The organism is Agrobacterium sp. InxBP2 (assembly GCF_026191755.1).
Lineage (GTDB): Bacteria > Pseudomonadota > Alphaproteobacteria > Rhizobiales > Rhizobiaceae > Agrobacterium > Agrobacterium pusense.
Window position 1 is genome coordinate 442,365 of the sequence record NZ_JAINDY010000034.1, and the last position, 26,795, is coordinate 469,159.

Genomic DNA, 26,795 nt, shown 5'->3' on the forward strand with positions numbered 1-26,795 from the left:
GTATGGCGAGCGCAGATCTTGAATTGCAAATAGCGATCTATGCCCGGCTGGTCGCTGATGCCGGTGTAGGTGCCATCGTGGAGGGCCGGGTTTTTGACCGTGTGCCTGTCGATGCCAGCTTTCCATACATCCAGTTGGGTGAAGCACAGGAAATCACCGAAGACCTGACGTGCCTCTCGGCGCAAACGGTTTATCTGACTCTTCACGGATGGTCGCGTGAGGTGGGATTTCCTGAGGTGAAGAAGCTCGCTGCCGCTGTGAAAGATGCTCTGCACTTGGCGCCGATCGTTTTGGAAACTTGGCGACTCGTCTCAATCAACCATCGCAATACACGGGTGTTCCGCGATCAGGATGGGCTGTCGTCCCACGCCGCTATCGATTTCGCGGCGTTTGTCGAGAAGACATAGCCGCAGCTCCATGCATCCATCCATCAACTTAATCCAGTCACTCAAGGAAGGACATGAACATGGCCGACGGTCAACAGATTGGTCGCACACTCCTCATTCAGATCGGCGACGGCGAGACTCCTGAGGTCTTTTCGAACCTCTGCGGTTTGACGACTCGCAGCTTCAACATGTCGGCCAACGAGGTGGACACCACGATCCCGGATTGTGCAAATCCGGCAGCAACGCCGCAGCGGACCGCCGAACCAGGCATCAAGAACCGGACATTTTCTGGCTCAGGAAAGTTCGTAAAAAGTGTCTCCAACTCGGCATTTCTTGCTCACGTCAACGACGCGAGCAAGTTCAACGCGAAAGTTATTGTTCCAGGTCTCGGTACGTACACGGGTCCGTGGTTCGTTTCCGAATTTGAATTCAGCGGCGAGATGGAAGGCAACATGGACTTCAACGCGACCTTTGTTGCGGCCGGTCCATTGAGCTTTGTAGCGGAGGCTTAATTGGCTGACGCAGAAAAACCCTTTCCGTTGGAAGTGAACGGAGCTCGTGGTGAGGTGGGGCTCTGGGTGGGTGTGACGCCGCTCGTAATCGCCGCAGAGATGGGCGCCCTCGCGGCCGTCTCGTCGCGTCTGTCTTGCAAAAGCATGGCCGACCTTTTCCTGCGGCTATCCAACGTCGAGCCGGCGGCGACAGTCGCTGCGCTCGATTTGCTAACGGTGCGCGGCGATAAGGCCAAAGCCATTGGCGTGCTCAAGCTGAAGCATTTCGGCGCAGTAGCGAGCGCTATCTCTGAGGCGCTTTCTCATCATTTCGATGAGGAAGACGAGGGAAACGGAGCAGCCGCCCCAGTGGCGGGATAGAAGACCCGTTTCCGTGGCGATACTGGCAAAAGGTTGCCTTTGGTGGTCTTGGATGGACGCCTTCCGTGTTTTGGGCGTCAACTCTTACTGAGTTCACGTTGGCGGCAAAGGGCAAGGCAGAGGCGAACGGCGTAAAGAAAACCGTATCGCCGCCGTCTCAGGATGAAGTTGATGAGCTAGTGAAGAAATATGGTGTTTAAGGCTTTAACTTAACCGCCGTGCCGGTCGCCGCAACAAAGAGTATTCCGCCCGTCCCGCCAGTCGAAAGCTGATTGTAGTCGAGGTCAATCGATATGACTGCATCTGCACCCACGGCGTGAGCCTCGTCACGAAGGCCGTCGAGACAAGCAATTCGAGCCTCTCTTAGGGAGGCTTGAGACGCGTTCGACCGACCGCCTACGAAGTCGCGCCAATTGTTAGCCACGTCTTTGAATACATTCATTCCCAGCGCGGCTTCGGATGCGATGATGGATATCACTCTGTCGACAGATCGGTTCGGGACGTCAATCGACGTCGTCATGATGATCGATTGCTTCGCAGCATTGTTGGATGACTTTTTTGCTGCGTCCTCGCAGTCAATGCAGAAGCCATCCTTTCCGCCAAGGTAGAACTCGGCGCCGCACTGCTTACACTTTGGCATCGCAATCCCCTGTGGGTGTGCTTTTCACGTTAGGAGCCGTACGTGGCTGGCAACGATAGCGACGACCTGATTATCTCAATCAGTACCGACCTTGCAACCGTTAAGCGGTCCCTTAATCGGCTTGTATCCGACGTCGGGCAGGCTTCGAGCGGGATTGAAAAAAGATTTGCAGCTACTGGCAAGGCGATCAACAATTCCCTGACTACCTCGATGCAGGACCGTATCAACAGCATGGTTGGCATCGGTACGTCTGCCGCAAAGGAGTGGAATGGCGTTCTTGCTGACCAGCAGAAAGAACTTGATCGCCTCCGCGCCAAATACAGCCCGTTGTTCGCGACGATTTCAAATTATAAGAGCGCTGTTGCGGAAATTCGTCAAGCGCATGCCGCCGGCGCGATCTCCGCGAATGAGATGGCTGCGGCGATTCAGAGAGAGCGGCAAGCGGCGTTGGCGTCTACTGCAGCTATCAAGGGCAGAAACGCGGCCATTAAGGCGACGGTTACCACCAGTAGCGGCAACAGCTTCAATACGGCTAATATCGCGGCTCAGCTGCAAGATATCGGCGTTACAGCTGCAATGGGGATGTCTCCCATTCAAATTGCCTTGCAGCAAGGCACTCAGCTTTCGGCTGTGCTGCAGCAAATCAAGGATAGCGGGCAGGGTGTTGGTCAGGGACTAGCTGCTGCCTTCGCGTCGGTCATCTCTCCTCTTTCACTCGTCACGATTGGCGTGATCGCCGCAGGAACTGCTGCGTTTCAATACTTCTCCACGGTGATGTCAGAAGGGGGTAAATCGGCTGAACTGCTGAAAGAACAGGCCGCCCTCATTGCGGCGGTTGCTGAAAGGTGGGGGGATGCAGTCCCCGCGTTGCGTGAATATGCTGACCAACTAAAGCGCGCGCAGGATGGTGCCGACCTCCAAAGGGGCGCCGAGATAATAAACACCAACACGCTTGCTGATGTTCGGAAGGAAATAGAAGACACCCGTCTGTCCTTTGGTGCCCTTGAACGCGATCTGCAATCCGCTGGCGAAGAAGCCACGGTGATTAAGAACCTCCAATCTGCATTCGCAGAGTTTGCAAAGGCAGCTGAAGAAGGAAAAACCCAGGCGGCCGAAGTCGAGCGAGTTCAGAACGCACTGTCTGCAGCCATCAATAGCACAGGCTTGCAGGCGACCTCAGATTTCGCGGCCAAGTTCAGAGAGCTCGCTGCTGCAGCCCTATCTGCAGCGGATAGCGTTCAGAAGGTGAATGAGGTGACGTCGGTAGCGACGTCTCGAATAAATGATCCGAGAACGTGGCGTGGCGCTGGCCGACAGGATTCACAGTTTGGTGCTGACGCCACAATCCAAGGAACGCAGTTTCCTCTGCCTGACGGCGGCCCAGTTCCGGATCGCCGGCCGTCAGACCTGGATACTGACAAAAACCGTGGCTTTGGCGCGCCAAAGCGAGCAAGGGCGCCAAAGAAGACCGCATCCGACAGGTTGGCGGAGGATTTGCAGTCGATCCGCGATCGAACTGAAGCTTTGCGTCAAGAGATGAGTCTGATCGGCCTGTCGAACGAGGCTCAAGTCAAGCGCCGGACGGCTTTGGACCTGGAGCAGCGAGCGCTTGCGGATCTCCGTGAGGAGGCTCGTAAGAAGGGTGAAAAGGACATCGAGAGTATCAAGCTTTCGCCCGACAAGGTTGCTGCGATCGAGCAGGAGGCAGCCGCATATGCTCGGCAGTCTGAGGCCCTTAGGAAAGCGCAAGAGCAACAGCAAAAGCTGAATGAGTGGAACAACGTCGCAAGGGACGCCACGCGCGGCTTTATCGACGATCTCATCCATGGCGAAAGTGCTGCGGATGCATTCGCAAACGCACTCAGTCGCATAGCTGATGCGCTCCTCGACGATGTTCTCGAAAGCATCTTCCAGGTAAATAGCGCGGCCGGTGGTAGTGGCGGGCTTCTGGGAGGACTGTTCAGCCTGTTTGGTGGCGGTGGCGGACTGGGGAAAAACTACTTCCCATCCGCGCCGTTGCCAATGTACGCGTCTGGGACGTCGTCGGCCAAATCGGGCTTAGCGCTTGTCGGTGAAAAAGGCCCGGAACTGGTTCGCTTTGGTGGTGGCGAGCAGGTTATTCCAAACCACAGACTAGCCTCCGCACTAAGCGCTCCGTCACTTCCAGACTTGAAATCGGTTGGGGGCGGTGCTGGGTCGCGTGTTGCTGTCACGTTCTCGCCAGTGATCGATGCTCGCGGCGCCGACGCTGCGGCAGTAGCGAGAATAGACGCCAGTCTTCAGCGAACACAGCGCGACTTGAAGGCAACGATCCTAAGCACTGTTCGCAGCGCGCCGGACAAAAACATTAAGTTGCGCTAGGTATCGCTAAGAGGACGAGCGGAGTAATTCACAATGACAATCACATACCCGCTCCCAACCTCGTTTTTCGACGAGTTCCCAGGCTGGTCGACCGAATTCAGCCTGCTGTGGCGACAAGAACAGTCGCGCACAGCAGGCGGACGGACGGTCGTGAAGGACATGGGCTCGCCGCTCTGGCAGATTACGGCACAATCGCGCTCGATGAAGCCAAACGAGCTGGACTATTGGCGTGCGCGGCTGACGAGCTTGGAAAACGGGCTCAAGACGTTCCGCGCATTCCCGAAGTCTCGCTGTTTCCCGGTGGCGTATCCGAACGGCAGTTGGCCAACGGGCGGCGTGTTCGACGGGGTAGGGCAGGTGGCCACGATTGCGAGTAACCGCAAGGCAATCTCGCTGTCTGGCCTGCCTGATGGCTACAAGGTCTCGGTAGGCGATTACATCCAGATCGGCGACAAAGATCTGCACATGGTCATGGAGTCTATGACGGCCAGCGCTGGCGGCGAGACAACGCAGTTCGAGGTTCGACCGCATCTGTGGCCGGGGGTAGCGGCGCCCGTCGCCGCAACTCTCGTCAAACCGTCCTGCATCATGGCGATCGTGCCCGGCTCGATCTCGACGACTGCCGACATGGCCACAGGTCGCGGCACGGTCACGTTTCAGGCGATTGAAGCCCGGTAAGGGGTATCAATGAGATACATATCAGCAGAAAACCTTGCTGCGCTTGAGGCGCGGCAGCTGGTGGCGCGTGACTTCCTCTGGTTTGTTGCGCGCGATCGAGCGACTGGCGCGCCGGTCACTGACGGCATGTGGTCTGACGTCGGAAACGTGTCGGCGGCGATCGTGCATCCGGACACAGGCTTGCCAGTGACGCGTGATTGGTACGGCTCCGGCACGCTGGTGCAGATCGATGACATTCCGCTCGTCGCCAACCTCTCGGTCCAGAACGTCAATATCCGCCTGTCGCAGGTCAGCGAGCACGTGCAGACGCTGGTGCGGCAGTACGATTGCCGCCAGGCCCGCGTCGAGATTTACCGGGGCCTGTTCGATCCGGACAGCCGCCAGATGGTGGCGCCGGCCGAATGCCGCTTCGTTGGCTTCGTCGACACAATCACGATCAACACGCCTTCCGAAAATGAGGAAGGCAGCGTGACGATGGTTTGCGCCAGCCACACGCAGGAAATGACGCGGTCTAACCCGTCGACGCGCAGTCACGCCACGCAGGTTCTGCGACAGGCTGGTGATGCGTTCTTCACCGATGCTGACACCTCGTCCGAGTGGGAATTCTTCTGGGGCTCCGAAAAGGGTAAGGTTGCCACGCAGCCGAAGAAGAAAAAGTTTTTAGGAATCTTCTGATGGACGTCCGCTTCGCCACCGACGAGGACCGCGACCGCGTTGTGGCACTTCTTCGTGAAAGCCACGAGGCCGCCGGGTTCACGTTCCCGTTTCAAGCAGCTTACGCCGATCGGCTGTTTCAGCAGCATCTGGCGTCGGACATGGCCTGCGTTTTCGTCGTGGGAGATCCCGCGCACGGTGTGCTGATGGCCTGTGCTTTTGAGCACCCGTTCGGCGCTGGCCGAATTGCCAAGGAAACAGTCTGGTTCGTAACCCCGAAAGGGCGAGGCCGAGGCGCGATCAGGATGCTAGACGCTTATGAGGCGTGGGCGCGGTCGGTCGGCTGCGTCTCCGCTGGCATGGCTTCGCTCTCAACCAATGACGTCTCCAGCCTCTACGAGCGGCGCGGCTACAGCGCTGTCGAAACACACTTCATGAAGCCGCTCTAGCGGCGCGGCGCAGGCGCATCCCAAGGAAAATCGATGGCTATCTTTTCTGGCATCGCGGCTGCGATCGGCGGCGCGATTTCGGCTGTCTCTGGATTTATCGGCGGCCTCGGCGCAGTCGGTGCGTTCCTGCTGAGAACAGCCGTTGGTGTCGGCCTCAGCCTTCTTGCTCAGTCGCTTGCCGGCAAGCCAAAAGACCCGACCTTCTCGATCAACGGCACACTGCAGGGCGGCGGGGATGTTCCTCGCTCCTTCATTATGGGTCGCACCGCGACCGCCGGCTCCCTCGTGTTCGTCAATACCTGGGGGCAGGACGGCGATACGCCGAACGCCTATCTGACGCAGGTTATTGCGCTGTCTGATCTGCCGGTGCGCGGCCTTGCTGAGGTCTGGGTCAATGGCGAGCTCGTGACGCTCGGCGGGCTGACGGATCGCGGCTATGCCGTCAACCAGTATCCGGACAGCCTCTGGGTCAAGTTTTACGACGGCACGCAGACGACGGCGGATAGCTTCCTGCTTACGTCGGTTTCGAACGGCAACAGGTGGTGGAACCCGGATCGTATAGGGCGCGGCGTTGCTTATGCCATCGTGACGGCTCGCGTCTCGAAGAACATGTTTTCGGGTGTGCCGTCCTTCAAGTTCGTGCTCGAAGGGCTGCGCCTCTACGACCTCTCGCGTGACAGCACGCAAGGCGGCGTTGGTCCGCAGCGTTTTGCCGATCCGGCGACGTGGGGAGGCGATGGTGACTTCCTGCCTGCAGTGCAGATCTACAATCTACTGCGCGGCATCACCTATAACGGCCAATGGTTCTATGGCCTGCAAAACCTGTCCTCGTCCCGCCTGCCTGCCGCAGCGTGGATAGCCCAGATCGAGAAGCATCGCGCAGGCACACTGGAGTCGACCGGCTGGGTAAACACCTACCGAAGCGGCGGCGAGATCCAGATTGATGCACCGCTGACCTCCGCTGTCGAAGCGTTGCTGACGGCTTGCCAAGGCAGGATTTCGGAAGTCGGCGGCGTCTATTATCTGCACTCCGGTGCACCTGATGCTCCGGTCATCGCCTTCACCGACGACGATATCCTTTCGACGGAAGAGCAGGAGTTCACGCCGTTCCTCGGACTGGCTGACACCATCAACGGTGTTTCGGCAAACTATCCTTCGCCGGCAGATGGTTGGGTCGCCAAGACCGCACCGCCGCTCTATCGAACGGACCTTGAAGCGATCGACGGCAATCGCCGCCTGATGGCTGACGTCGACCTGAACTTCGTTCCTTATCCGGAACAGGTGCAGCGCTTGATGAAATCGGCGCTTGAGGAGGCTCGACGCTTCCGCAGGCATACGATTGTGCTGCCGCCGAAGTTCTGGGCCTACGCAACACCGGGAACGGTGTTTTCGTGGACATCGGAGCGCAACGGCTACATTTCCAAGCTGATGCGGATTGACGGCGTTGCCGACCGCGCCAACCTCGATGTGATGATCGACATCACTGAGGTTGACCCGTCGGACTATGACTGGAGCAGCGATACCGAGTTCAAGCCGCCTGTTGACGGTCAGCTCGGCGTCATTCGTCCGACGCCACAGCCGATCATCGACTGGTTTGTCGAGCCATGGATTCTGACCGACAGCTTCGGTGAATCCAGACGCCCAGCCATCCGCATCACATGGGACAACACAGATGGACGTCTCGATGACGTTATCGCTGTCGAGTACGAGGTGCGGCTGCAATCGAGCCTTGAAAAGGTAAGTGAGGGAAGGACCGACCAGCCCCAGGCGGGTTCGCTGATTGCCTCGCACGCCCTTTTGCCAAACGAGACCTATGGTGTCCGTGGTCGCTACATTCCTGGTGGAGACCGTCCGACCTCTTGGTCTGGCTACATGCTCGTGACGACGCCAAATGTCCGCCTCGGTGCCAAAGATATCGATGTCGTTGTCGATTTGACGACGATCGGCACAGCAGTGCGCCAGCGTTTCGCCGAACTGCAAAAAGAGATGGACGATTTCAATCGTCGTTATGAGGAAGGTCTTTCGGCGTTCTCTCTCGTTGGCGCCGTGGGACAGGTCGATCGCGAGGAGATCCGTGCCGAACTGGGGACAGCCCGTGCGGAAATCATCGACGAACGACGGGTGCGTGTCACGGAAAATGAGGCCATGGCGCAACGCGTCGGGCTGGTTTCGGCGTCCGTGGATGAGGCTAATGCGAAGATCATTACGGAGGAGACAGCGCGCGTCAGTGCAGACGAGGCATTGTCGGAAAGCCTGCTAGGCGTTTCAGCTGAGCTTGGTGATCGTTTCGCGCAGGGGCTTGTAAAGTTTCAGGCAGTCGCGGCTCCGTCCGGCGTCGACGCCCGCTTCTCTGTGCTTCTGAGGGGTGGCGTCGGGCAGGCGTACAAGGACACCGGTTTCTTCCTGGAGCTTTACACCTTTGCCGGCTTCCAGAGGTCGCGCATGGCGATCAAGGTCGATCAGTTCTCAGTATCGGATGGTACGACCGCCTATTCGGTCTTTGCCATCGAGGGTGGCGTGGTGAAGATCATCAATGCCCTTATCGATATGGCTCAGATTAACAACCTCATTGTCCGTACGTCGAACATTGATCCCGGCGCTATCACCGCGGCGGCATCCGAAACCCTGCCTGGGAACGGCTCTGTCGACATCACCCTTACGCACGGCCTCGGCTCGCCGCGTGTGCAGGTGGATGTGGTCGGAAAGGTGTATTCTGGAACGTCCACCGATCAGCAGTACGTAAGCTTCACTCTACGAAACGTCACTGACAACGTCGATGTCGAGACCTTCCTTGTGTTCTCGAAAACGACACCGCCGGCAGGTGCCGCGCGATTGCTGGGATCTACAACGTATCTGTTCAATCCGCCAAGCAACAGAACCCAAACCACGTTCAGGCTGACCGCAACGCCGCAGGGGGCGACCCCTGTCAATTCCACGATCGTTGCGCAAGCGTTCAAGAGGTAGCATAGGAATGACAGCACCTTATACGGCTGGCACCATTGATCTGGTGTCGGGCAGCTCAGCTGTGGTCGGAACCGATACGGCTTGGGAAGTCAGCCTGATCATCGGCGGCACGATCTATGTCGAGTTTGACGGTGGCAATCCCATGCCGATTGCCACCGTCGACAGCGACACGGTAATAACGGCCGCCCTGAAATGGGCCGGGCCTACCGGCACCTATTCCTATGCCATCGTGCGCGATACGGCCTACGGGCAACAGACGGTCGCCAATGCGCAGGCTCTGGCGACCTATATCCAGCGCCTCAACAATCCGGCGCTGGCGGCAACCGCCGGGGTCACGCCCGGATCGAATAAACTGCTTCTGTTTACCGGCGCAAACAGCGCAACCGTCATCGATCTGGAAGACCTTCTTCAAGGCGTGAAGTTTGACGAGGAGGTGCCAACCCTTGCCGACCGTGCCGCCTATGACGGCGAGGCTGAAGGCTTCCGAGTGCTGGTGGCAAACATCGGTGACGGCCGGTCAGCATTCTATACGAAGAAGAGTGCGGCGGCTGGTGACTGGACTGTTCCATTCTACATCACCGGTCCTGTGGGAGGCGCTGGCCCGTATACAGATATTACCATTGGCCCCACCGAGACGCTTCCGGCTGGGTCGGATGCCGAGGTAACGCTGGTGCCGGTATCGCCGGGTGTAATCCGGTTGGATTTCGGGCTTCCAAAAGGCGAGGACGGAACAGGGACGGGTGATTTCTCGGGCCCGGCTGGTGGTGTCGCTTCTGGCGATATCGTGGCATTCGGTGACACAACGGGCAAGACCGGCAGAAAGGCAACGCAAGCCGAACTAAAAGCGGCCATCGGTGGGCTTCCGGTTGCAGGCTACATCTCACCCAGCTTCAACCTGTCGAATAATGCGGCTGACGCAACGAACGATCTGGATTTTCCTGCCGGCATTGTTGCCAGCGAGCAAGCTTCTCCCATTTTGATGAACCATGCCGCAGTCGCTGGAATGCAACTTGATATAGCCTGGGGCGTGGGAAACGGGGCAAGGTTTGATGCTGCTATTAGTGATGGTTGGTGGCACTGCTTTATCATCAGCAATGGAACGCTTGTCTCTCGCGGACTGTCGAAATCGTTAAACCCGACAACGCAGCCTAACTATCCAGCAGGATTTACCCATTACAGGCGGGTCGCCAGCTGGCCCAGATTGTCGGGCGTGTTGCTTCAGATCCGGCAACGAGATGATGTTTTCGAGCTTGTTACATCGATACAAGTTAGAAACAGCACTGCAGCGCAGGCGTCCACGCTGTTGCAGGTGCCGACACCAGACGGGATTGTAACACAGCCTATTCTTAGCATGATCCAAGAGCAGGGAGCGCAAGGTAACGTTCAAACCGGCGTTGCCAGCGCTGGCAAGACGCCACCTTCGCAAATCATAACGACGCTGTCCGGTGACGTTAAGAACTTCACCATATACAACGGCATTTATACAAACACCTCAAGCCAAGTTCAATTTATGGTTCAGGTTTATTCAGGCTCTCTAAACTTAAATTATCTTGGTTGCAACGGTTGGACTGATAGAAGGGGGGCATGATGCATTACGTAGAAAGGGACGAAAACGGAAAACTCATCGGCCTCTACTTTGCAATGCAGCCGTGGCTTACAGGCGAAGTTCTCCCTGATGACGACGAAGAAGTGATTGCGTTTCTCAACCCGGTCACCATCACGGACTACGAAAACGCCATCCAGAACCTTGTCGACAGTACAGCGCGTGAGCGTCAGTTTCGCGACGGCGTGACGCTCGCCTCCTATACCGCGTCAACCAAACCGGAATGGGCCGCAGAGGCTCAGGCCTTCGTTGCGTGGCGCGACGATGTTTGGTCGTACGCTTACGGCGAGTTAGCCAAGGTTCAGGCGGGTCAACGCCAGCAGCCAACCGTCGAGCAGTTCCTTACGGAAATCACTCCCATCGCTTGGCCGGTAGCGTAACCCGGCATCCATAACTCGCAATACAAAAGAGGCCCGTCGCTCCTCGTAAGCGCCGGGCCTCAATGCCGCTGCCTGATTATACGGCGCGTCGCTCACCTATGGCGATCAAAGAGATCGCCGTCAATCAACAATCAGGAGAAGGCCAATGACGGCTGTAACCGCCGCGCATGTGCGCGCGGCTGCGAAAACGCGCGTGAATGAAAGCAATCTCAACTCCGTAATGATGGCTCTGAACAAGTACGGCGCCGAGTTCGGCCTCGATCTGCCTCATCGAGCCGTCGCCTTCCTCGCGCAGCTGCTACACGAGAGCGGTTCATTCCGGTATGATCGCGAGATCTGGGGACCTACCCCGTCGCAGGAGCGGTACGACACCCGTACGGATCTGGGAAACACGCCGGCAAAGGATGGTGATGGCTATAAGAACCGGGGGCGCGGCCCTATTCAGGTAACTGGCGGCTATAATATCCGAGCCTTCTATGAATGGTGTAAGCGCAAGGATCTCAATCCGCCTGACTTCGTTGCCAATCCGGACCGGATCAATACAGATCCGTGGGAAGGTCTTTCCGCGATCTGGTACTGGGACGAGGGTAACCCGGACAGGAAAAGCCTCAATCGCTATGCGGATCGCAACGACGCCGAGATGATCACGCGTCGGATCAATGGCGGCTTGAACGGCTATGCCGACCGGCTCGACTATTACACGCGCCTTGGCCTCGTGGTGTTGGGGTATGATGTCAAAGATGTTCGTGGCTTCCAGGGCGCCGCGAAACGGGCGGGTTACTACAAAGGTAATCTGGACGGGCTGGACGGCCAGCAGACGCGATCTGCCATTCACCTGATGCTTGTCGATCTCGCGCCGAAGGCCCAAGTCGCGCAGGTGCAGATCAAGGCCGCGCCAGTGACCGAAGAAAAGCCCGTTGCAGTCACGCCGCCCAGCCTCGATGCGCCATGGTGGAAGTCGAAGGAGGTTATCGTGCCCGTTGTAACCGGGGGCGGCCTTTCATCCGGTCTGGCGGCGGTCGGCTCGATGCCCTGGCAGAACCTTGCCCTGGTTCTTCTCGCGTTCGGTATCGCCGGCGCTTTTCTCCTCTGGCGCAAGAGGGCCGACGCAAAGGCTGTGTCCGCCCAGGTCAGGGAGATGGCCTAATGTGGAAGCTCGTTCCCGGTTGGGTCAAGCTCGGCGCCGCGGCGGTTCTCGGCGCTGCGCTTCTATCGATTGCCTCGTTTCACGTCGGCAAGCGCGAGGGGAAGTCTGCCGCGCAAATCGAGGCGGCAAAGGAAGCGGTCAACCGCATCAACAATCTGGAGAAGAATAATGCCTCTTTCCGCAACATGTCGGATCGCCATCGTTGCCTTGTTTTCATGCGCGATAGCGGCTTGCCAGACCGCGCCTGCGACTAACGGGGCAGGTTACAGCTTCGTCAAGTTCTCGGATCCGCAGGCAGCGCGCTTGGCCTCACAAGATGAAACAGCCGGTCCGGCGATAAACTCGAATAACAGGCAATGCGCGGCTGACGCTGCGTGCCGCAAGTGATGGCATAGATGTTTAGGGCTGGGGTAATGGCAGGAAACGACGACATGGCGAACAACGGCAACATCGAGCGCAGCTATACCGATGCTGTTACGGCACAGCTCGGCGAGCGGGTCACCAATCTTGGCCGCCGGCAAAGCGACCTTGAGACAGAGATGCGCGCCGGGTTCAAGCAGGTTGAGAATGGCATGTCCGCCATTGCCAACGAGATGCGCACTTCTATATCGGCGCTATCGTCCAACCTGTCGGAGCGCAATAAGCCTCAGTGGCAGGCGATCGGCGTAGCCATTACCTTCTGCACTGTTATCGGTGGATTGGCTTACTGGCCGATCAACTCCTCTACCTCGCGGCTTGAAAACGCTGTCCTGGCTTTGTCGGAAAAGATTGTGACGCGGCAGGAGATGGAGTACCGGCAAGCGCGCGGCGCTGAAGACCGTAACCGGATGGAGATTTCGATAAAGGATGTTCGCGAGGCACAAGTCCCGCGCGCCGAGCTGGAAAGGGTGTGGACCAGCCAGGCAAATACCGACGCCGATCAGCAGAGACAGATTGACGACTTAAAGCAGGCGCAGGGATCGGTATACGGCGCGAGAGACGTTATCCTAGACCTTCGCCAGCGGGTGGACCGCATGGAGCGCGAGAAGGCTTCACCGGGAAGCTGATGCCGAACATTTTGTAAACGGTTCGGCTGTAGGCTTCCCCCATGAAGAAGCCCAGAACCTCCAAGCCTCTTCTGAGGCACGACGAACCCCTCCGCTCTCGGCCACGGCGTCGTCGTGATCCGGCTCAGCCCGCGTTGCCACTGGAGCCAATGCCGGCGCGCATTGATCCTGCCTTAGCGCTGCTGAAGCAAAAGCCGCCTGCGGGCGAAAAATGGGGATGGGAAATCAAATGGGACGGTTACCGGCTCGCGGTCCATGCCGATACCAACGGCGTCCGGATATTGACGCGCGGCGGTTATGACTGGGCGGCGCGCTTTCCAGCCATCGAGCGGGCGGCTCGCGATCTTGGTCCGGCATCATTCATTATCGACGGCGAGGCGGTTGTCCTGGACGAACGGGGACGGTCGGATTTCAACGCGCTGCAAAATAGCTTAGGTGCCATTGGCGCGCGCAGCGGCAAGAAAGTGGCCGGGGACGCCATTCTCTATGCATTCGACCTCCTATACCTCGACGGCCGAGATCTGCGCGAACTGCCGTACCGCAGCCGCCGGCACTTGCTTGAAGAAATGCTGACCGGCGTCGATGGCGCCATCCTACTATCGGAAGAGGTAGAGACCGACAATCCCGGCCTGATGCTGGAGCACGCCTGTCGCCTCGGGCTGGAAGGTATTATCGGTAAGGATCGAAACAGCCCCTATCGGAGCGGTAGAACGGGCGACTGGATCAAGGTGAAGTGCGTCCAGTCGGAACCGTTCATGATCGTGGGGTATGAGCCCTCCATGTCCGCCAGCGGCGGCTTTGCATCGCTATTGCTGGCCGCATATGACGGTGATGAACTGCGCTATGTTGGAAGCGTCGGGACGGGCTTTAAGGAGAGAACGGCAAACGAACTCCGCCGCACGCTCGACAAGCTCCCATGGCGTAAGAAGAAGCCGCCCGTCGTCTATTCCGGCCGGCGCGAGGTCGTTTGGGTGCAACCGACGCTTATTGCGGAGATCGAGTTTCGGCAGATGACGCCCGATCGCAAACTGCGCCATGCCGCCTATAAGGGGCTCAGGGAGAGGCAGGATAACGCAGACGTGTACCGTCTTGATTAAACGCCGCCGTTTTTCGTGTAGGTTCGCCCCATGAGCGAATTCAGAATAGAGCCGATTACGATCCTTTGGGGTGATTTCGAAACCCTCGAAACCGTCACTGATCTCGCACGGGTTCTTCTTCATCAATGGCCCGGCAGCACAGAAGCGCAGGCGTATGTGACTGCGCTCATGGTCTGCTCAGCCGTTCTCGAAAATGGGTTGGATGATCGACCTGAAGACGCGCGTCTCGCTTTTGTCGACGCGGCTCACGAGGCGGGGCTGTCGGTCAGTCCCTACGACGAAGCGCGAGATTGGTGAGAAATGGTGTTCAGTTGACGAAAGAACCCGCCAGCAGCCTCGTACTGCCGACGGGGTCTTCCGTTGCCAACTTGTGGGAGGCGGCGACGTTAAACATGCTTCTGTCTCTCAGGGCAAGCGGCCTCTTCCTGCGTCTGGCGGCTGACGTCGCACACGAGGCAGGTTAGCGGCGGGAACCGAGATGGGATTCGACTGTTGGGAGGCAGGCAAAGGATGTCCCCGTGTTGCGCGCACTCAGAGGAAAGACGATCATCATCTTAGAGCACCGGTTTTTGCTGACTTCCGTGTGCCGCCAGCGGCTGGAGGCAGCAGGCAGCACTGTCGTGGGGCCGGTTCAGTCGATAAGACGCGTGCTTGAGGCTCTCACCGAGGGCAATGTGGACGCGGCAATCGTTGATATCGAGGTTGATGATCAGACACTGTTGTTCGCAGCGAGCATCCTAGAGAACGCGAATGTACCTTTTGTTTTTGCGTCTCGAACCAATTCCCACCACGGCGGCTACTCCATGAGCGGCGATAGTGTGGAACTCCGGGAAATAGCCGATGCGCTATTCGGTCCACCGGGAACCTTGGCCACGCTTCACTGATCGGCGGAAGATCCCTGATCGCTCGTTGAACGATGCTCAAAGGAAGGCCGAGGATGCGCACTGAACTCCTGCAACGCGACGCGTCGCAACGTCGCGAGTAGCTCAACATCGATCTTGGAGTCGCGGTCAGCGGCTGCGAAATCTTCGATTATTTCGCTTATCGTTTTTTCGACCATGCGGCTCTGCATTCGCTCGTCAGCGGTAAACTTCGCTGCCCAGCGAAAAAGCAGGCGGCGAAGCAGGTCGTGATCGAAGTAAGATGGAAGGGGCAAGAACTCGTCCTCCACACGAGATAGGCGGGAGCACGTAGTAACCCTCAGTCGTCACCGCCTACGAATTCGGTTGGCGACGATGAAGGCAGCCTATCACCTTTCAAAGGGGAGTCGAGAAATTAGATGTCACGGGTGCGAAATTGCACCCCTCTATTGCGATCCATGGCTTTTTCAATCATGGGTCTTAAACATATCCCTCTGAGGATAATGCTCCCAGCAGTGCCAAGATGATTTCTCGGCCTTCGACCTGCTGTAGCCAAACCCACCCCACTGCTTACAGCCCGGATGCTCGCACCAGTGGTTCTCGTGAATGCCGTCGCCGGCCTTGTTGGTCTGGTCGCTCATTGATCAGCCACGAGCTCGCGCAGTCGCCAGCCTCCGGGCGGTGGAGAGGACTTCAACTTGGTGGCGCGCTGTGTAAGCTTCGCTGCGGCGATGATCTTCGCCTCCCGTTTCGATGTCGCCTGAACGCTCACGACCCACCGGCCGGATTGAAAACGGTAGGGCTTGGGCTTGGCGCTATCGACGAATTTACATCCTGCGACGAAAGCAAGGCGCATTCGGGCTTTGTCCTGTTCGGTTGCGCCCCTCACAGTCTTCCACCAGTTTTCAAAACTTAGATCAATCTCACTCTTAAGCATGTTCTCATTATGTTCTCTTGAGAGCAAGAGTCAATCGGGCAGCAATAGAACTAGCAGGCGGACCGATTGCGGACCGTTTCAGATGAATTCGCTGGAACGGAATTAGAACGGATCGCTGCTTCTGCCCCACAAAAGGTGGGTTTTCAGGAAGCAATCGCCGTTCAGGACGTGAGACTCCACGTCGCACCTTTAAACTTCGTCAGGTATCCGGCGCAGCTGACCTTTGAATTTGTTGAATAGCGCTTCCTGAAGCTCCAGCACCTCGGGTGTGCACTCTTCTCTTGTGCGATCTGTCGATGAAATTGCAATCGCATGGGCCGGGTTGTCCGGATAGGGCGGGCTATCCAGCACCGGATCGTCAAGGACGCACAGCGCCTGCTCACCTTCTGTTATTTCGATCGAACGTACTTCGCCAGCGAGGGCAATCGCAAGGCTGTGCGGTGCTTGGTGGTCCGGTGCAATTTCTTGGGCAATCCGGATTATGTCAGTTCTGCTCATTTTGTTTGTGCGGAAAAGCGACAAACCGGACTGCCGGATGTGACTAAGGGGAAATGCGCCAGGTTTAAGGTCGCCGTTTTTGTTAAAATGCGCCGGGCTCATGATGACTCTCGCGAGCTCTTCATCGTCAGCTACCGGGCCTATTTCCCCATGGGAGACGTGCTCGCATGAGCAAATCTCGGCGGATGTCTCGGATTCATCCACCATGTCAGTTAAGCCGCCGAGAGCATTTCCAAGAACTCTTGTGGAATTTCTCTTAGGTAGGCTTCAGATACGCCCCCAACCTTTCTGCCATCCGCTCTGTTTCGCGCAAAATAGGCATACTTCCCGTCCGTCGAGAAAGAGGCTGTCGCATAAACATCGTCGGTATCCCAAAACCAGCTAACAGCTCCATCAGATGATACAGTCGCTTCCGGGGCTGGCGCGGTTAAGGGCAGAGCTTCCACAAACGCTGTTGCTGCCTCAATGAAACTGCGATTTGGTTTAATACTTCCCACTCCATCCCAACCGTCTTGGAGCAGATTGAAGCTTTTCATATCCTTGATTGCTTCTTCAAACGATGCGGGAAGAGCTGAGCGAACGATGACTGGGGCAAACACCTCCAACGTGGCTGCGGAACCGTTAAGTAAAGTTTCCGAGTCATAACCTGTCGCGCCCAATGCAAGCGCAACAGATGTAAAGCCCGTGACCAGATAATTTGTCGGGCGAAAATATCCAAAGTCACTTACGCGCGCGTTAGCGGTGATTCCTGTCGTGGTATCAAGACCCAACGTGGCAGCATGAAGCCGCGTCAGGGCCGCATCACTTTGGGCAAAAGTCCCACTGATACTAGACATTCAGTCCAATCCTCCCGCAGAGCTCATCAGTTAGAAATGCACGAAGAAGATTTTTGTTTTCGTCATGCATGTCAGAAAACGAGCTATCGATCCAACCCGAATCAAACGCGTTTATTGTAGGCACAGGTTCATTTAACTGATCCTGAAGATAGGTATCAATTTTCACAATGGGAGATACGCGGTGAGGATTGTTTGGATCGCCAACGAATTCGAACTCTTCCACGCCGTCGACGTGCACTCTCACCAATCGGCGAGCAGTCTCGATTGAGGAATACCATCCTTGATGAAGGTGGAACAGGTGGCCCCGCGCGCCCATCGACGCAGGGATGTACTCGTTGCCGACACGAAGAAGTTCATGAATATCAAACGTATCGACGGATTGGTTCCACTCGAAAACATCAATATACTGCAGGAGGGCGCTTGTAAGTTTGGCTTCTGTTTCCGTTAGCGACACTACAAGTTTTAGGTACTCTCTTGCCGTTCCCCATATTTCGGTCCAGCGCGTATAATCCAAACAATTTACAAAAATGGTGTTTTGTTCGATTTTCAGGCGCCAATTTAGGGTGCCATCCGGGTTCACTCGTTCAAACGAGACGCTCGCCTCCATAGGCATCTGAATCTGCGGCGGCGGGAAGCCAGAACCGAACATCAACTGAACTCCGCCCCCGCGAGATACTCGTGGCAAATGCTCTTTCCAGCGGTAGTGGTTTTTCACCAAAGTCTCGATCTGGTTTGGCTCGAAAGCCTTATCTAAGACCAGTCCGAAAACCACTTCGGCGATCGCATGTTTCCCACTTTTTGGAACGAACGTCACAGTCAACCCCTTGATGCTTTATTTTCCTATAGGGTCCCAAGCCAACTTTGTCACTGAGGAATATCGTCCGGACCTTGCCCCGAGTTGGAGGCGGAAGAGCTCCTTATATCAGGCTCCCACAGAGTCTGCTTGTCTGGAGAGCCGCAACATCTCATCGTTACCTTGTCCACAGGCGTCTATTTCTGTGGATTCCGTTTTACAGTTTGCTATTGACATAACTGGAAACGTTGGGTGTTTTCGGGCTTCATTTTACAAATTCCGGCAGTCCACGCACCTGAAATCGTTGCAAGTACGATGGGATTTGTAATCAGGGGGTCGCGGGTTCGAACCCTGCCGGGGGCACCAGTATTTTCAAGGATTTGCCCTGTCTTTCATACGCACTGCACGATTGATGTTCGTGCAGCGGCTATGGCTTTATGTGATAGAGCTTGTGCACGATCGTCCAGTTGCCGTCGTGCTCCAGCAGGGACAGATATTCGTAAAAATCCATACCGTCGAACCGGGTTGTCAGCTTTACCGAGGCGCTGTCTCCCTCCTTGTCGATGCCGAGGATTTCGAAGGCGGGGTCGTGATCGGGAAGGCCGCGTTCGGTTTTGCGGACCTGATCGACAAAATCCTCCAGAGACAGCCATTCAGTCGCGCCTTCGAATGTGCCGACGATGCTGGCGCGCGGGTCAAAAACATCGCGCATCAGGCCTTCATCCGCATAGGCCATGGCGTGCACATAATCCGTCACGGTCTGGGTAATGGTTTGCGGCATCGGATCGTCCCTCCCTCGGATCCAAAAGGGGAGCTTACACCCCTTGGCGACATTCCACCATAACCTCCTGAAAATGCGCCTGTTCGGGGCACATGACGATCTCTCGTGGCGGCCAGCGCTGGAGGCGGTTCCGATGCCGGTCGACGTTTTGCGGCCACTGTCCACAATTTTGTCCCGGCTGTCGTTATAGTCGCCTTGGGTCCGACAAATTTCGGCATCAAGGGCTTTTTCGCCAGAGAGACCCTCTCGTGCGGGAGCGCGTAAATTCGTGTTCTGCCGGTTTAAGCGCCGTCGCGGGGTGCCGCACGGGGCGGATTTGGCCTATGATCCGGTTGCTGACCGGTTGAGAGTGGTAGCAGCGTGCGGGTAACAGTTTGCGTTTGAAGGTGTTTTTGTGATTGATCCCTATGTTTTGCTTGGCGTGGAGCGGGATGCCGACGAGGCGGCGATCAAGTCGGCCTACCGCAAGGTTGCGAAGGCTGCCCATCCCGACAGCGGTGGCGATGCCGAGCAGTTCGCGCGCCTGCAGACAGCCTATGAACTTCTGAAGGATCCCGTGCGCCGCAAGGTCTTCGATGACACGGGTTACGATCCGCAGCTTGCCGATGCCAAGGATCTCAAGGGCCTGCTGATGCTGGAAACGCTGGTCAATGAATTCATTCTGGATGAGCGGGAACCCGGCAGTTTTGATCCCGTGGCTGCCATGCGCCGGAAGCTGACCGACGATATTCTGAAAAGCCGCTTCCATATTCTGGAACTCGAACGGCACCGTACCCGGGTGCGTAAACATATGGACCGTCTCGGACGGAAGCCGGAAACCGATGTGCTGAGTTCGATGCTCCGCTCCCGAAGCCAGTCCATAGCCGAAGCCATACGCAACGCGGAGGCGCAGATCGAGGCGATAGAACAGGCCTATACCATGCTCGAGGGCTATTCCTACGAGCTGGAGAGCGTGACGCTCGCCGAGCCGTTGCTGAAGGGCGAGGCGGCGGAGTAACTGCCTGTCATGGGCCGTTGACGAGGGCGAGTATGAGCTGGTGAACCCGCCCGCCCGGGGACAGTTCATCCCGGTCGAAATCTCGGCCGCGTTGGCGCTGCTCGTTGGAAAGCTCACCTAACCTTTGCTGCAGAACAGCGCGCACCTTCTGGCATTTGGGATCGTCTTCCGCCCGTAGCCCGGTGCTGAAGGCTTCGATCTTTCTCACCATATCGAGAATGTGCTCGCCATGAACTCGCTCATGGGTTTCCACCCCGGAAATGAAGGTCTTCCAGCTGGCGGCGACGGCGGCCGGCAGATGGGCAGGCGCCTTTGGCCAGGTGTAGATGATGGTGAGATTGGGTCTGGCACTGGCCAGCACACAGGCACCGTCGGGCTGCGGTCGGTAGTCTCTCCGCCACGTCAGCTTGAAGGTGGTGTGGGCAATGGCCTGCACGCCCGCAGTCGGGCCGCGCTCGCCGATGGACTGATAAAGCGCACCGCCCGTATTGCCGCTGACGGCATAGGTCTTTATCTGCTCGGCGGGTTTCCAGCCGGTGGACTGTGCTGATAGCGGGAGAGCGCTCAGCAACATGATTGCGGCGCTGAAGGTGATTTTGGGGAGGCTGTTGACGGGCACGCATCGATCCTTGCAGGTTGCGCGCCGAAGATAGGCGAGAGGCGGGCAGTGAGGCAAGGGTGCGGGCGGTGGGAATGCTGCCTGATGTTCAGACTTCCACGCATGAAAAACCCCCGCGCCGGAGCGCGGGGGGACAAGCCTCGACTGCAGGGGTAATCAGTCGTCCAGCTTGTCGTAATCGAGCTTCGGAGCGTTCTGCAGTGCATCCTTGGTGGTATCGACAAAGGCCTTCCATGTGCCGTTGTCATTATGAACGGCCACGGAGGCCGGATCGAGCACCACGTAGCTTTTGTCGATGCCCAGGAAGCCGCCGACGCTGGCCACGAGGCCGATCACCGCCTTGCCATCGCCGATCACGACGTCTTCGATTTCGCCGATGTTTTCATTCTGGGCGTTATAGATATCCATGCCATCAAGCTGGGAAGCGGTGAGATCGGTCTTCTGGACATTGACGAACTTCAGCGGGCCGGTTGCCTTCGTACCCATGGTAATGCCGGGGCCCGACAAGGTCGCATCCGCGCCGGCAGCAGGAGCCGTGGCAGCCGTCTGGGCAAATGCCACGGAAGAGGAGAGCGCTGCTGCGGCAGCGAGAGCGATGACATTGATTTTCATGATGTTTCTTCCCTTTTTATGCTGAACATTGCGTTCGGGGAAGAAACGGCAAAGGGCGGATTTGGTTCCTCATGGGATGACAGGAAAATTTGGTCTATGGTGAAAAAGAAACAGGCGTGCGTCGAAATCGGGAGGATGTCATGGCGAAAAACACGGTGACTGAAGATGCAGAGCAGACCGCACCATCAGACTTCATCGACCGGAAGATCGCGGAGCTGGGCGACTGGCGCGGCGAGACGCTCGCGCGTGTTCGCGCGGTGATCCAGAAGGCCGATCCGGAAGTGGTGGAAGAGGTGAAGTGGCGCGGCGTTCCGGTCTGGTCGCATGCGGGCATTCTCTGCACCGGCGAAACCTATAAAAGCGCGGTGAAGATGACATTTGCGAAGGGCGCCTCTCTGGAGGACCCGTCAGGCCTGTTCAATTCGAGCCTTGAGGGCAACACGCGGCGCGCCATCGATTTTCACGAGGGCGATGTCGTTGATGAGGAGGCGCTGGCAGCGCTGATCCGCGCTGCGGTGGCGTTGAACGTGGCGGGAAAAAGCGGAAAGAAGCGGGGATAAAGCCGGGCGGTGTCACCGGCAAAGAACGACAGATCGTGATTTAATCGCGGTTGGCATCCGCTGTCTTGTCCCACTCTCCGTCGATGAATTTCAGCGCATCGATGATCGAAACCTTCCACACGGACCAGACGTGATCGCCATCCGTCACCCGCAGTTCGGATTTGCGGTTGTCCGCCTGCAGGGTCTCATGCAGGGCAATGGCACCGCGCCAGAGGAAGAAGCCATCGTCATCTCCCACAGTCAAATAGGTGGCGGGGAGATCCTGACTTTCTGCGACATGCTGTGCGACGAGGGTGAAGACATTCTTTTCGTTAAAGAGACGTGCATCGAAAGGGGTGCCGAAGGCGCCGGAGAAATGATCGCCGGTTGAGGGAAGCACGATGCCGCTGGTGACGGTGGTGCGGTCGACGCGGTGGAAAAAGGCGCTGTCCTGAATGAGCTTGAGTTCGGCGGGTGTCTTGTCGAGATCGGAGGCGGGCACGTTTTGCCAGATGGCGCCCGACAGGCTGGCGACGGCGCCATAGAGGTCCTCGTGGCCATAGGCGAGATGCAGGGCGCCGAAACCGCCCATGGAAAGGCCAACAATGGCGCGGCCTTGACGATCTTTTCGCACCGGCAGCGTTTTTTCGATCTGGTGGCGCAGATCGCCGGTGAGGGCGGTCTCGTAATCGCCGGGACCGCCGACGGCGGCAGAATCCACATACCAGCTGTTTTTCACGCCGGGCATCACGACAACCAGAGGGCGGATGGCGCCAGCCTCGATGAGCGTGTCGAGCGTCTTTTCGATATTGCCGAGATCGCGCCAGCTGTTCTGGTCGCCGTCATGGCCGTGCAGGAGGTAAAGTACAGGCCAGCCGTTTTCGGGCGGCGGACCTTCGGGGCGATAGATATTGACAGGGAGCGGCGCGTTCAGGGCGGCGGCGTGAAAGGTGGCGTCTTCGATATGGCCGGCGAAGGCTGAACCGGACGACATGAACAGACAGAAGGCCATAAGTTTTTTTCGATACATATGGGTCTCCAGTCATCATTCCCGAAAACGATCAACGTTCCCCGGGCCTACGCGTTCGTGATTTTATAATGTTACGGCAATGTTGTTTGCGCAAGTTTGCGCGCGGTCTGGCGATTGCGACGCCGCAAACGTGGTTTGACAAGCCCACTTCATTAAGCTGCTTTTTCAGGTTCCAACAGGATGACATTGCTATTATCGCGTTTTGCCTGCCTGTCTGTTTTTCTACTGTTCCTCGCCGGTTGCATGACCGTACCGATTTCCAGCATTCCCAAGCTGATGCGGCAGGATTTTCTGACGATGGATTTCGAGCATGTGCGGGTCGGATTGCAACTGCCAGCCAATCTTTCCCTCCGGTCCGGTGACGCCGTGATGATCACCCGGAGCAGGACAGACGGCGCAGCCGAAGAAACCGTTGCGACCTACGCGCTGGTGGCGGATACGGATGCGGCTGCGCTCGCTAAATTCCGGCCGGAAAAACGGGATGGTATGTTGGCGAGCGTATGGCGGGTAAAGCCCGAAGACGTCGGAAGGCTCGCGGAGCTACAGGAGCGGGTGCGCCGTTCCCGCGCTCAGGGTCCACGTATCAGAGGCAGCACCGAGATCAAGATCGTGAAAGCCTGCTTCAAAGGCACGTTTCCCGCCGGCCCGATCTATTCCTCGATCTATATGAAACCGGCGGAAAACGAAGACTATATTCCCACATCGCTTGATACGGATCTGGTCAAGCTGTTCGGGGCAACCGCGGTCAAGTCGCTGATCACGCCCTGTGAAGGCTGACAGGCGCCGCCGGCATGCGCAGACGGCGCTGACATGAACGATGGGAGCCTTAGCCGCTGTTCATGTCAGGCCGGCCTTGCACAGAGCGCATCAGCGGCCCGGACGGCCAGTCTTGCCTTTGGTCCGGCTTTTGCGCTTCTGCTCGCCGGCATCTTCATAGGAACCGGCGCCGATCTTGCCACGGACCAGCGGCCGCGGATCGTCCGTGGCGCGTTCGGGCTGGCCTTCCAGCAGGGGGGAGAACCTCTTGCCGGGTTCGGTCGCGGGCTTATCGGGCACCGCGCCCCTTACGGGCTTTTCGGTCCGACCCACGGTCATCTCGTCCAGCGTGTTCTTGCGGAAAAGCGGTTTTCCTGCGTCGGAGCCCGGACCCATCTCGTCCAGCGAAGGTTTGGCGAAGAGGGACTTCCCGCTTTCGTTCGTGGAAGCGGCATCTCCGTCTGCCCTGCCGGCTGTCTCCCCTTCAGGGGAGGAAATCGACAAGTGGCTCCGTCTGTTGTTTTTCCCGCCGCCTTCGACCGCACGTGCTTCTTCCTTGGCCATGGGGTCGTCCATGGTGGCAAGTTCGGCTGCCTTGAGGCGTTTGATTTCGTCGCGCAAGCGGGCGGCCTTTTCAAAGTCGAGGTCCGCTGCGGCGTCGCGCATGGATTTTTCCAGCGCGTTGAGATGGGCCTGGAGATTGTTGCCGACCAGATGACCGCCATCGGCGAAGCCCTTGCCGGAAACGCCTGAAATATCGGCTCTTACGTGGTCGCGTTCATATACGGAATCAAGAATGTCGGAGATCCTCGCCTTGACCGATTCCGGCGTGATGCCATGTTCCTGGTTATAGGCCATCTGCTTTTCACGGCGGCGGGAGGTTTCCTCCATCGCCCGCTTCATCGAACCGGTGATATTGTCGGCATAAAGGATGACCTTGCCATCGACGTTACGGGCGGCGCGGCCGATGGTCTGGATCAGCGAGGTCTCCGAGCGCAGGAAGCCTTCCTTGTCTGCGTCGAGGATGGCTACGAAACCACATTCCGGAATATCGAGGCCCTCGCGCAGCAGGTTGATGCCGACGAGCACGTCGAAAGCGCCGAGGCGCAGGTCGCGGATGATCTCGATGCGCTCCAGCGTGTCGATATCGGAGTGCATGTAACGAACGCGGACACCCTGTTCATGCAGATATTCGGTGAGGTCTTCGGCCATCCGCTTGGTCAGCACGGTGCAGAGCGTGCGGTAGCCCTTGGCGGCGGTCTCGCGGATTTCGCCGAGAACATCGTCCACCTGGGTGCGGGCGGAGCGGACTTCGACCGGAGGATCGATGAGGCCGGTCGGACGGATGACCTGTTCGGCAAAAACGCCGCCGGATTGCTCCATTTCCCAGCCTCCGGGGGTGGCGGAGACGGAAATGGTCTGAGGGCGCATGGCGTCCCATTCCTCGAAGCGCAGGGGACGGTTGTCCATGCACGAGGGCAGGCGGAAGCCATATTCGGCCAGCGTTGCCTTGCGGCGGAAGTCGCCGCGATACATGCCGCCGATCTGAGGAACGGTGACGTGGCTTTCGTCGATGAAGATCAGCGCGTTGTCGGGAATATACTCGAACAGGGTCGGCGGCGGCTCGCCCGGATTGCGGCCGGTGAGATAGCGTGAATAGTTTTCGATGCCGGCGCAGGAGCCCGTGGCCTCCAGCATCTCCACATCGTAGCGCGTGCGCTGTTCCAGACGCTGGGCTTCCAGCAGGCGGCCGGCTTTTTCAAGCTCGGCGAGGCGCAGCTTCAGCTCTTCCTTGATCGACTTGATCGCGCCGTTCAGCGTCGGGCGCGGTGTCACATAGTGCGAATTGGCGTAAATCTTCACCGATTGCAGGTCGCCGGTCTTATGGCCGGTCAGCGGGTCGAATTCGGTGATGGATTCAATCTCGTCACCCCACATGGAAATGCGCCAGGCCGCATCTTCAAGGTGGGCGGGGAAGATTTCGATCGTATCACCGCGCACGCGGAAGGAGCCGCGCACGAAGTTGATGTCCTGCCGCTTGTATTGCTGGGCCACGAGGTCGGCAAGAAGCTGGCGTTGATCCAGCTTGTCGCCTACCTGCATCTGGAAGGTCATGGCCGTATAGGTCTCGACCGAACCGATACCATAGATACAGGAAACCGAAGCGACGATGATACAGTCGTCACGTTCGAGAATGGCGCGGGTTGCGGCGTGGCGCATGCGGTCGATCTGCTCGTTGATCGACGATTCCTTCTCGATATAGGTGTCGGACCGCGGCACATAGGCTTCCGGCTGGTAATAATCGTAATAGGAAACGAAATACTCCACCGCATTGTTTGGAAAGAAGTTTTTGAATTCGGAATAGAGCTGGGCAGCCAGCGTCTTGTTGGGCGCCAGAATAACGGCCGGGCGCTGTGTGGCCTCGATCACCTTGGCCATGGTGAAGGTCTTGCCGGAGCCGGTGACGCCGAGCAGCACCTGCGAGCGGTCGCCGGAATTGAGGCCTTCGACGAGATCGGCAATGGCGGTCGGCTGATCGCCGGATGGCTTGTAGTCCGTCACCATCTCGATGGCGATGCCGCCTTCCGATTTCGGCGGACGGGCCGGCCTGTGGGGTGTCCACAGCTTGCCATCCTTGAAGAGCGGGTTGCCGCTTTCAATCAGTTTGGAAAGCGCGTCCACCGTCGCCGTCACCGCGCCCGGTGCCAGGGACTGGGCATCCTCCAAGGAGACATCGAGCCCTGCCACAGGATTGAGACCCGCGGCGGCGCGCGTTTTCGGATCGCTCGACGCGCCGATCGAAACGCCGCGTGCCGTTTTTGACGCGGTGGTCTTTTTCGCCGTCTTGGTGGCGGCTTTTTCCGCTTCCTTGCGCGCTTCTATTTCGATCTTCTTGCGGTGCTTGCCCGCCTTCGAAGCGATTTCGCGCTGGGTCTCCACGGAGGATGCTTCCGCTTCCGCCTCAAGTTGCTTGACCCAATCGGCAACGCTGCCGCCGAGCGGCGCGCCTTCGAATGACGATTGCGGAGCTTCCTCGAAGCCCGAGGGCGAGGAGGTGGAGTTTTTCGGTGATCTGGCCATGGGCGAAATATGGAGAGAGTCACGCGCAAAGGGAAGGGGAGACAGTGAAAAAATGAGTACAAAAAGGAAACGGAGCATGCGGAACAAAATTCCGCCGGATGCGTTGCGTAGCGGCTGAACACGGCCTTGCCGCGATCCGTAGAAATCGATTCCGGTTTTCGGCCGGATGCGCTAGAGCA

At 57.9% G+C, this 26,795-nt stretch carries 32 protein-coding genes; 21 read left to right on the forward strand and 11 right to left on the reverse strand.

Annotated features, from left to right (window positions below):
* The first annotated feature begins 2 nt into the window (after positions 1 to 2).
* From K7A42_RS23965 to K7A42_RS26120, 4 genes are read left to right on the forward strand one after another with little or no spacing between them, the layout of a single operon-like run.
* Complete coding sequence (locus K7A42_RS23965) at positions 3 to 407, forward strand: DUF3168 domain-containing protein (RefSeq protein WP_282456008.1); 405 nt, start codon at positions 3 to 5, stop codon at positions 405 to 407.
* Positions 408 to 466: 59 nt separating this feature from the next.
* Positions 467 to 898: a phage tail tube protein gene (locus K7A42_RS23970; RefSeq protein WP_282456009.1), complete on the forward strand. Its 432-nt coding sequence runs from the start codon at positions 467 to 469 to the stop codon at positions 896 to 898.
* Positions 899 to 1,258: a hypothetical protein gene (locus K7A42_RS23975; protein WP_282456010.1), complete on the forward strand. Its 360-nt coding sequence runs from the start codon at positions 899 to 901 to the stop codon at positions 1,256 to 1,258.
* Positions 1,255 to 1,458, forward strand: a complete 204-nt coding sequence (locus tag K7A42_RS26120) for a phage tail assembly chaperone (protein WP_416220921.1) — start codon at positions 1,255 to 1,257, stop codon at positions 1,456 to 1,458. Before K7A42_RS23975 ends, K7A42_RS26120 begins: the two co-directional genes overlap by 4 nt.
* Here the strand turns inward: K7A42_RS26120 and K7A42_RS23980 are convergent.
* Positions 1,455 to 1,898 carry a YbjQ family protein gene (locus K7A42_RS23980; RefSeq protein ID WP_282456011.1) on the reverse strand — a complete coding sequence of 148 codons (444 nt, stop codon included), beginning with the start codon at positions 1,896 to 1,898 and terminating at the stop codon, positions 1,455 to 1,457. The genes K7A42_RS26120 and K7A42_RS23980 overlap by 4 nt on opposite strands.
* A 42-nt stretch (positions 1,899 to 1,940) precedes the next feature.
* Between K7A42_RS23980 and K7A42_RS23985 the strand changes: the two genes are divergently transcribed.
* From K7A42_RS23985 to K7A42_RS24050, 14 genes are all read left to right on the forward strand, one after another.
* Positions 1,941 to 4,259 carry a phage tail length tape measure family protein gene (locus K7A42_RS23985; RefSeq protein ID WP_282456012.1) on the forward strand — a complete coding sequence of 773 codons (2,319 nt, stop codon included), beginning with the start codon at positions 1,941 to 1,943 and terminating at the stop codon, positions 4,257 to 4,259.
* Between the two features lie 33 nt (positions 4,260 to 4,292).
* Positions 4,293 to 4,937 (forward strand): hypothetical protein, encoded by a 645-nt coding sequence (locus K7A42_RS23990; protein ID WP_282456013.1) that lies wholly within the window; start codon positions 4,293 to 4,295, stop codon positions 4,935 to 4,937.
* 9 nt (positions 4,938 to 4,946) lie between these two features.
* Entirely contained in the window at positions 4,947 to 5,612 is a 666-nt protein-coding gene (locus K7A42_RS23995; RefSeq protein ID WP_282456014.1) for a hypothetical protein, read from the forward strand.
* Entirely contained in the window at positions 5,612 to 6,040 is a 429-nt protein-coding gene (locus K7A42_RS24000) for a GNAT family N-acetyltransferase (protein WP_282456015.1), read from the forward strand. The genes K7A42_RS23995 and K7A42_RS24000 overlap by 1 nt, the downstream gene beginning before the upstream one ends.
* Positions 6,041 to 6,073: 33 nt before the next feature.
* Positions 6,074 to 9,004, forward strand: a complete 2,931-nt coding sequence (locus K7A42_RS24005; protein WP_282456016.1) for a phage tail protein — start codon at positions 6,074 to 6,076, stop codon at positions 9,002 to 9,004.
* Positions 9,005 to 9,011: 7 nt separating this feature from the next.
* Positions 9,012 to 10,592 (forward strand): hypothetical protein, encoded by a 1,581-nt coding sequence (locus tag K7A42_RS24010; RefSeq protein WP_282456017.1) that lies wholly within the window; start codon positions 9,012 to 9,014, stop codon positions 10,590 to 10,592.
* A complete protein-coding gene (locus tag K7A42_RS24015; RefSeq protein ID WP_282456018.1) occupies positions 10,592 to 10,987 on the forward strand; it encodes a hypothetical protein in 396 nt (131 codons plus the stop codon). The genes K7A42_RS24010 and K7A42_RS24015 overlap by 1 nt, the downstream gene beginning before the upstream one ends.
* Positions 10,988 to 11,132: 145 nt before the next feature.
* A complete protein-coding gene (locus tag K7A42_RS24020; RefSeq protein ID WP_282456019.1) occupies positions 11,133 to 12,134 on the forward strand; it encodes a glycoside hydrolase family 19 protein in 1,002 nt (333 codons plus the stop codon).
* Positions 12,134 to 12,388: a hypothetical protein gene (locus K7A42_RS24025; protein WP_282456020.1), complete on the forward strand. Its 255-nt coding sequence runs from the start codon at positions 12,134 to 12,136 to the stop codon at positions 12,386 to 12,388. Before K7A42_RS24020 ends, K7A42_RS24025 begins: the two co-directional genes overlap by 1 nt.
* Positions 12,389 to 12,565: 177 nt before the next feature.
* Complete coding sequence (locus K7A42_RS24030) at positions 12,566 to 13,180, forward strand: hypothetical protein (RefSeq protein ID WP_234823801.1); 615 nt, start codon at positions 12,566 to 12,568, stop codon at positions 13,178 to 13,180.
* A 41-nt stretch (positions 13,181 to 13,221) separates the two neighbouring features.
* Complete coding sequence (ligD, locus tag K7A42_RS24035) at positions 13,222 to 14,277, forward strand: non-homologous end-joining DNA ligase (RefSeq protein WP_282456021.1); 1,056 nt, start codon at positions 13,222 to 13,224, stop codon at positions 14,275 to 14,277.
* A 30-nt stretch (positions 14,278 to 14,307) separates the two neighbouring features.
* Complete coding sequence (locus K7A42_RS24040; protein WP_282456022.1) at positions 14,308 to 14,574, forward strand: DUF982 domain-containing protein; 267 nt, start codon at positions 14,308 to 14,310, stop codon at positions 14,572 to 14,574.
* Positions 14,575 to 14,588: 14 nt separating this feature from the next.
* Positions 14,589 to 14,741 carry a hypothetical protein gene (locus tag K7A42_RS24045; RefSeq protein WP_282456023.1) on the forward strand — a complete coding sequence of 51 codons (153 nt, stop codon included), beginning with the start codon at positions 14,589 to 14,591 and terminating at the stop codon, positions 14,739 to 14,741.
* 54 nt (positions 14,742 to 14,795) lie between these two features.
* Positions 14,796 to 15,161, forward strand: a complete 366-nt coding sequence (locus K7A42_RS24050) for a hypothetical protein (protein ID WP_282456024.1) — start codon at positions 14,796 to 14,798, stop codon at positions 15,159 to 15,161.
* Here the strand turns inward: K7A42_RS24050 and K7A42_RS24055 are convergent.
* The 6 genes from K7A42_RS24055 to K7A42_RS24080 form a co-directional block, all read right to left on the reverse strand.
* Positions 15,155 to 15,433, reverse strand: a complete 279-nt coding sequence (locus K7A42_RS24055; protein ID WP_282456025.1) for a hypothetical protein — start codon at positions 15,431 to 15,433, stop codon at positions 15,155 to 15,157. The genes K7A42_RS24050 and K7A42_RS24055 overlap by 7 nt on opposite strands.
* A 341-nt stretch (positions 15,434 to 15,774) precedes the next feature.
* Entirely contained in the window at positions 15,775 to 15,993 is a 219-nt protein-coding gene (locus K7A42_RS24060) for a hypothetical protein (protein WP_282456026.1), read from the reverse strand.
* Between the two features lie 270 nt (positions 15,994 to 16,263).
* Entirely contained in the window at positions 16,264 to 16,674 is a 411-nt protein-coding gene (locus tag K7A42_RS24065) for a hypothetical protein (RefSeq protein ID WP_282456027.1), read from the reverse strand.
* Between the two features lie 110 nt (positions 16,675 to 16,784).
* Positions 16,785 to 17,408, reverse strand: a complete 624-nt coding sequence (locus K7A42_RS24070; protein WP_282456028.1) for a hypothetical protein — start codon at positions 17,406 to 17,408, stop codon at positions 16,785 to 16,787.
* Positions 17,401 to 18,222 (reverse strand): TIGR04255 family protein, encoded by an 822-nt coding sequence (locus K7A42_RS24075; RefSeq protein WP_282456029.1) that lies wholly within the window; start codon positions 18,220 to 18,222, stop codon positions 17,401 to 17,403. The genes K7A42_RS24070 and K7A42_RS24075 overlap by 8 nt, the downstream gene beginning before the upstream one ends.
* A 406-nt stretch (positions 18,223 to 18,628) precedes the next feature.
* A complete protein-coding gene (locus tag K7A42_RS24080; protein WP_004442686.1) occupies positions 18,629 to 18,982 on the reverse strand; it encodes a nuclear transport factor 2 family protein in 354 nt (117 codons plus the stop codon).
* 394 nt (positions 18,983 to 19,376) lie between these two features.
* On the opposite strand from K7A42_RS24080, the gene K7A42_RS24085 reads away from it, so the two are divergent.
* Positions 19,377 to 19,979 (forward strand): J domain-containing protein, encoded by a 603-nt coding sequence (locus K7A42_RS24085; protein ID WP_072494608.1) that lies wholly within the window; start codon positions 19,377 to 19,379, stop codon positions 19,977 to 19,979.
* Between the two features lie 7 nt (positions 19,980 to 19,986).
* Here the strand turns inward: K7A42_RS24085 and K7A42_RS24090 are convergent, their stop codons facing one another.
* Together K7A42_RS24090 and K7A42_RS24095 are read right to left on the reverse strand one after the other, a co-directional pair.
* A complete protein-coding gene (locus K7A42_RS24090) occupies positions 19,987 to 20,553 on the reverse strand; it encodes a DUF922 domain-containing Zn-dependent protease (protein ID WP_153776300.1) in 567 nt (188 codons plus the stop codon).
* A 201-nt stretch (positions 20,554 to 20,754) separates the two neighbouring features.
* Positions 20,755 to 21,210, reverse strand: coding sequence for a PRC-barrel domain-containing protein (locus K7A42_RS24095; RefSeq protein ID WP_004442682.1), 456 nt, complete (start codon positions 21,208 to 21,210; stop codon positions 20,755 to 20,757).
* A gap of 140 nt (positions 21,211 to 21,350) precedes the next feature.
* Between K7A42_RS24095 and K7A42_RS24100 the strand changes: the two genes are divergently transcribed.
* On the forward strand, positions 21,351 to 21,770 hold the full coding sequence (locus K7A42_RS24100; RefSeq protein ID WP_004442680.1) for a DUF1801 domain-containing protein: 420 nt from the start codon (positions 21,351 to 21,353) through the stop codon (positions 21,768 to 21,770).
* A gap of 40 nt (positions 21,771 to 21,810) precedes the next feature.
* Here the strand turns inward: K7A42_RS24100 and K7A42_RS24105 are convergent, their stop codons facing one another.
* Positions 21,811 to 22,779, reverse strand: coding sequence for an alpha/beta hydrolase (locus K7A42_RS24105; RefSeq protein ID WP_282456030.1), 969 nt, complete (start codon positions 22,777 to 22,779; stop codon positions 21,811 to 21,813).
* 180 nt (positions 22,780 to 22,959) lie between these two features.
* On the opposite strand from K7A42_RS24105, the gene K7A42_RS24110 reads away from it, so the two are divergent.
* Positions 22,960 to 23,556: a hypothetical protein gene (locus tag K7A42_RS24110; protein ID WP_246698777.1), complete on the forward strand. Its 597-nt coding sequence runs from the start codon at positions 22,960 to 22,962 to the stop codon at positions 23,554 to 23,556.
* A 90-nt stretch (positions 23,557 to 23,646) separates the two neighbouring features.
* Here K7A42_RS24110 and uvrB read toward each other — a convergent pair whose 3' ends face one another.
* Positions 23,647 to 26,616 (reverse strand): excinuclease ABC subunit UvrB, encoded by a 2,970-nt coding sequence (gene uvrB / locus K7A42_RS24115; RefSeq protein WP_107339400.1) that lies wholly within the window; start codon positions 26,614 to 26,616, stop codon positions 23,647 to 23,649.
* Between the last annotated feature and the right edge of the window lie 179 nt (positions 26,617 to 26,795).

What these genes read in the sequence shown, in the direction of transcription:
- K7A42_RS23980 (WP_282456011.1), bottom strand. Translation starts at nt 1,898, where the DNA reads ATGCCAAAGTGTAAGCAGTGCGGCGCCGAGTTCTACCTTGGCGGAAAG.
- K7A42_RS24100 (WP_004442680.1), top strand. Translation starts at nt 21,351, where the DNA reads ATGGCGAAAAACACGGTGACTGAAGATGCAGAGCAGACCGCACCATCA.
- K7A42_RS23990 (WP_282456013.1), top strand. Translation starts at nt 4,293, where the DNA reads ATGACAATCACATACCCGCTCCCAACCTCGTTTTTCGACGAGTTCCCA.
- K7A42_RS24065 (WP_282456027.1), bottom strand. Translation starts at nt 16,674, where the DNA reads ATGAGCCCGGCGCATTTTAACAAAAACGGCGACCTTAAACCTGGCGCA.
- K7A42_RS24040 (WP_282456022.1), top strand. Translation starts at nt 14,308, where the DNA reads ATGAGCGAATTCAGAATAGAGCCGATTACGATCCTTTGGGGTGATTTC.
- ligD (WP_282456021.1), top strand. Translation starts at nt 13,222, where the DNA reads ATGAAGAAGCCCAGAACCTCCAAGCCTCTTCTGAGGCACGACGAACCC.
- K7A42_RS24070 (WP_282456028.1), bottom strand. Translation starts at nt 17,408, where the DNA reads ATGTCTAGTATCAGTGGGACTTTTGCCCAAAGTGATGCGGCCCTGACG.
- K7A42_RS24110 (WP_246698777.1), top strand. Translation starts at nt 22,960, where the DNA reads ATGACATTGCTATTATCGCGTTTTGCCTGCCTGTCTGTTTTTCTACTG.
- K7A42_RS24000 (WP_282456015.1), top strand. Translation starts at nt 5,612, where the DNA reads ATGGACGTCCGCTTCGCCACCGACGAGGACCGCGACCGCGTTGTGGCA.
- K7A42_RS24015 (WP_282456018.1), top strand. Translation starts at nt 10,592, where the DNA reads ATGCATTACGTAGAAAGGGACGAAAACGGAAAACTCATCGGCCTCTAC.
- K7A42_RS24080 (WP_004442686.1), bottom strand. Translation starts at nt 18,982, where the DNA reads ATGCCGCAAACCATTACCCAGACCGTGACGGATTATGTGCACGCCATG.
- K7A42_RS24095 (WP_004442682.1), bottom strand. Translation starts at nt 21,210, where the DNA reads ATGAAAATCAATGTCATCGCTCTCGCTGCCGCAGCAGCGCTCTCCTCT.
- K7A42_RS23995 (WP_282456014.1), top strand. Translation starts at nt 4,947, where the DNA reads ATGAGATACATATCAGCAGAAAACCTTGCTGCGCTTGAGGCGCGGCAG.
- K7A42_RS24060 (WP_282456026.1), bottom strand. Translation starts at nt 15,993, where the DNA reads ATGCGCCTTGCTTTCGTCGCAGGATGTAAATTCGTCGATAGCGCCAAG.
- K7A42_RS24010 (WP_282456017.1), top strand. Translation starts at nt 9,012, where the DNA reads ATGACAGCACCTTATACGGCTGGCACCATTGATCTGGTGTCGGGCAGC.
- uvrB (WP_107339400.1), bottom strand. Translation starts at nt 26,616, where the DNA reads ATGGCCAGATCACCGAAAAACTCCACCTCCTCGCCCTCGGGCTTCGAG.
- K7A42_RS24020 (WP_282456019.1), top strand. Translation starts at nt 11,133, where the DNA reads ATGACGGCTGTAACCGCCGCGCATGTGCGCGCGGCTGCGAAAACGCGC.
- K7A42_RS23965 (WP_282456008.1), top strand. Translation starts at nt 3, where the DNA reads ATGGCGAGCGCAGATCTTGAATTGCAAATAGCGATCTATGCCCGGCTG.
- K7A42_RS24030 (WP_234823801.1), top strand. Translation starts at nt 12,566, where the DNA reads ATGGCGAACAACGGCAACATCGAGCGCAGCTATACCGATGCTGTTACG.
- K7A42_RS24105 (WP_282456030.1), bottom strand. Translation starts at nt 22,779, where the DNA reads ATGTATCGAAAAAAACTTATGGCCTTCTGTCTGTTCATGTCGTCCGGT.
- K7A42_RS24090 (WP_153776300.1), bottom strand. Translation starts at nt 20,553, where the DNA reads ATGTTGCTGAGCGCTCTCCCGCTATCAGCACAGTCCACCGGCTGGAAA.
- K7A42_RS24025 (WP_282456020.1), top strand. Translation starts at nt 12,134, where the DNA reads ATGTGGAAGCTCGTTCCCGGTTGGGTCAAGCTCGGCGCCGCGGCGGTT.
- K7A42_RS24005 (WP_282456016.1), top strand. Translation starts at nt 6,074, where the DNA reads ATGGCTATCTTTTCTGGCATCGCGGCTGCGATCGGCGGCGCGATTTCG.
- K7A42_RS23970 (WP_282456009.1), top strand. Translation starts at nt 467, where the DNA reads ATGGCCGACGGTCAACAGATTGGTCGCACACTCCTCATTCAGATCGGC.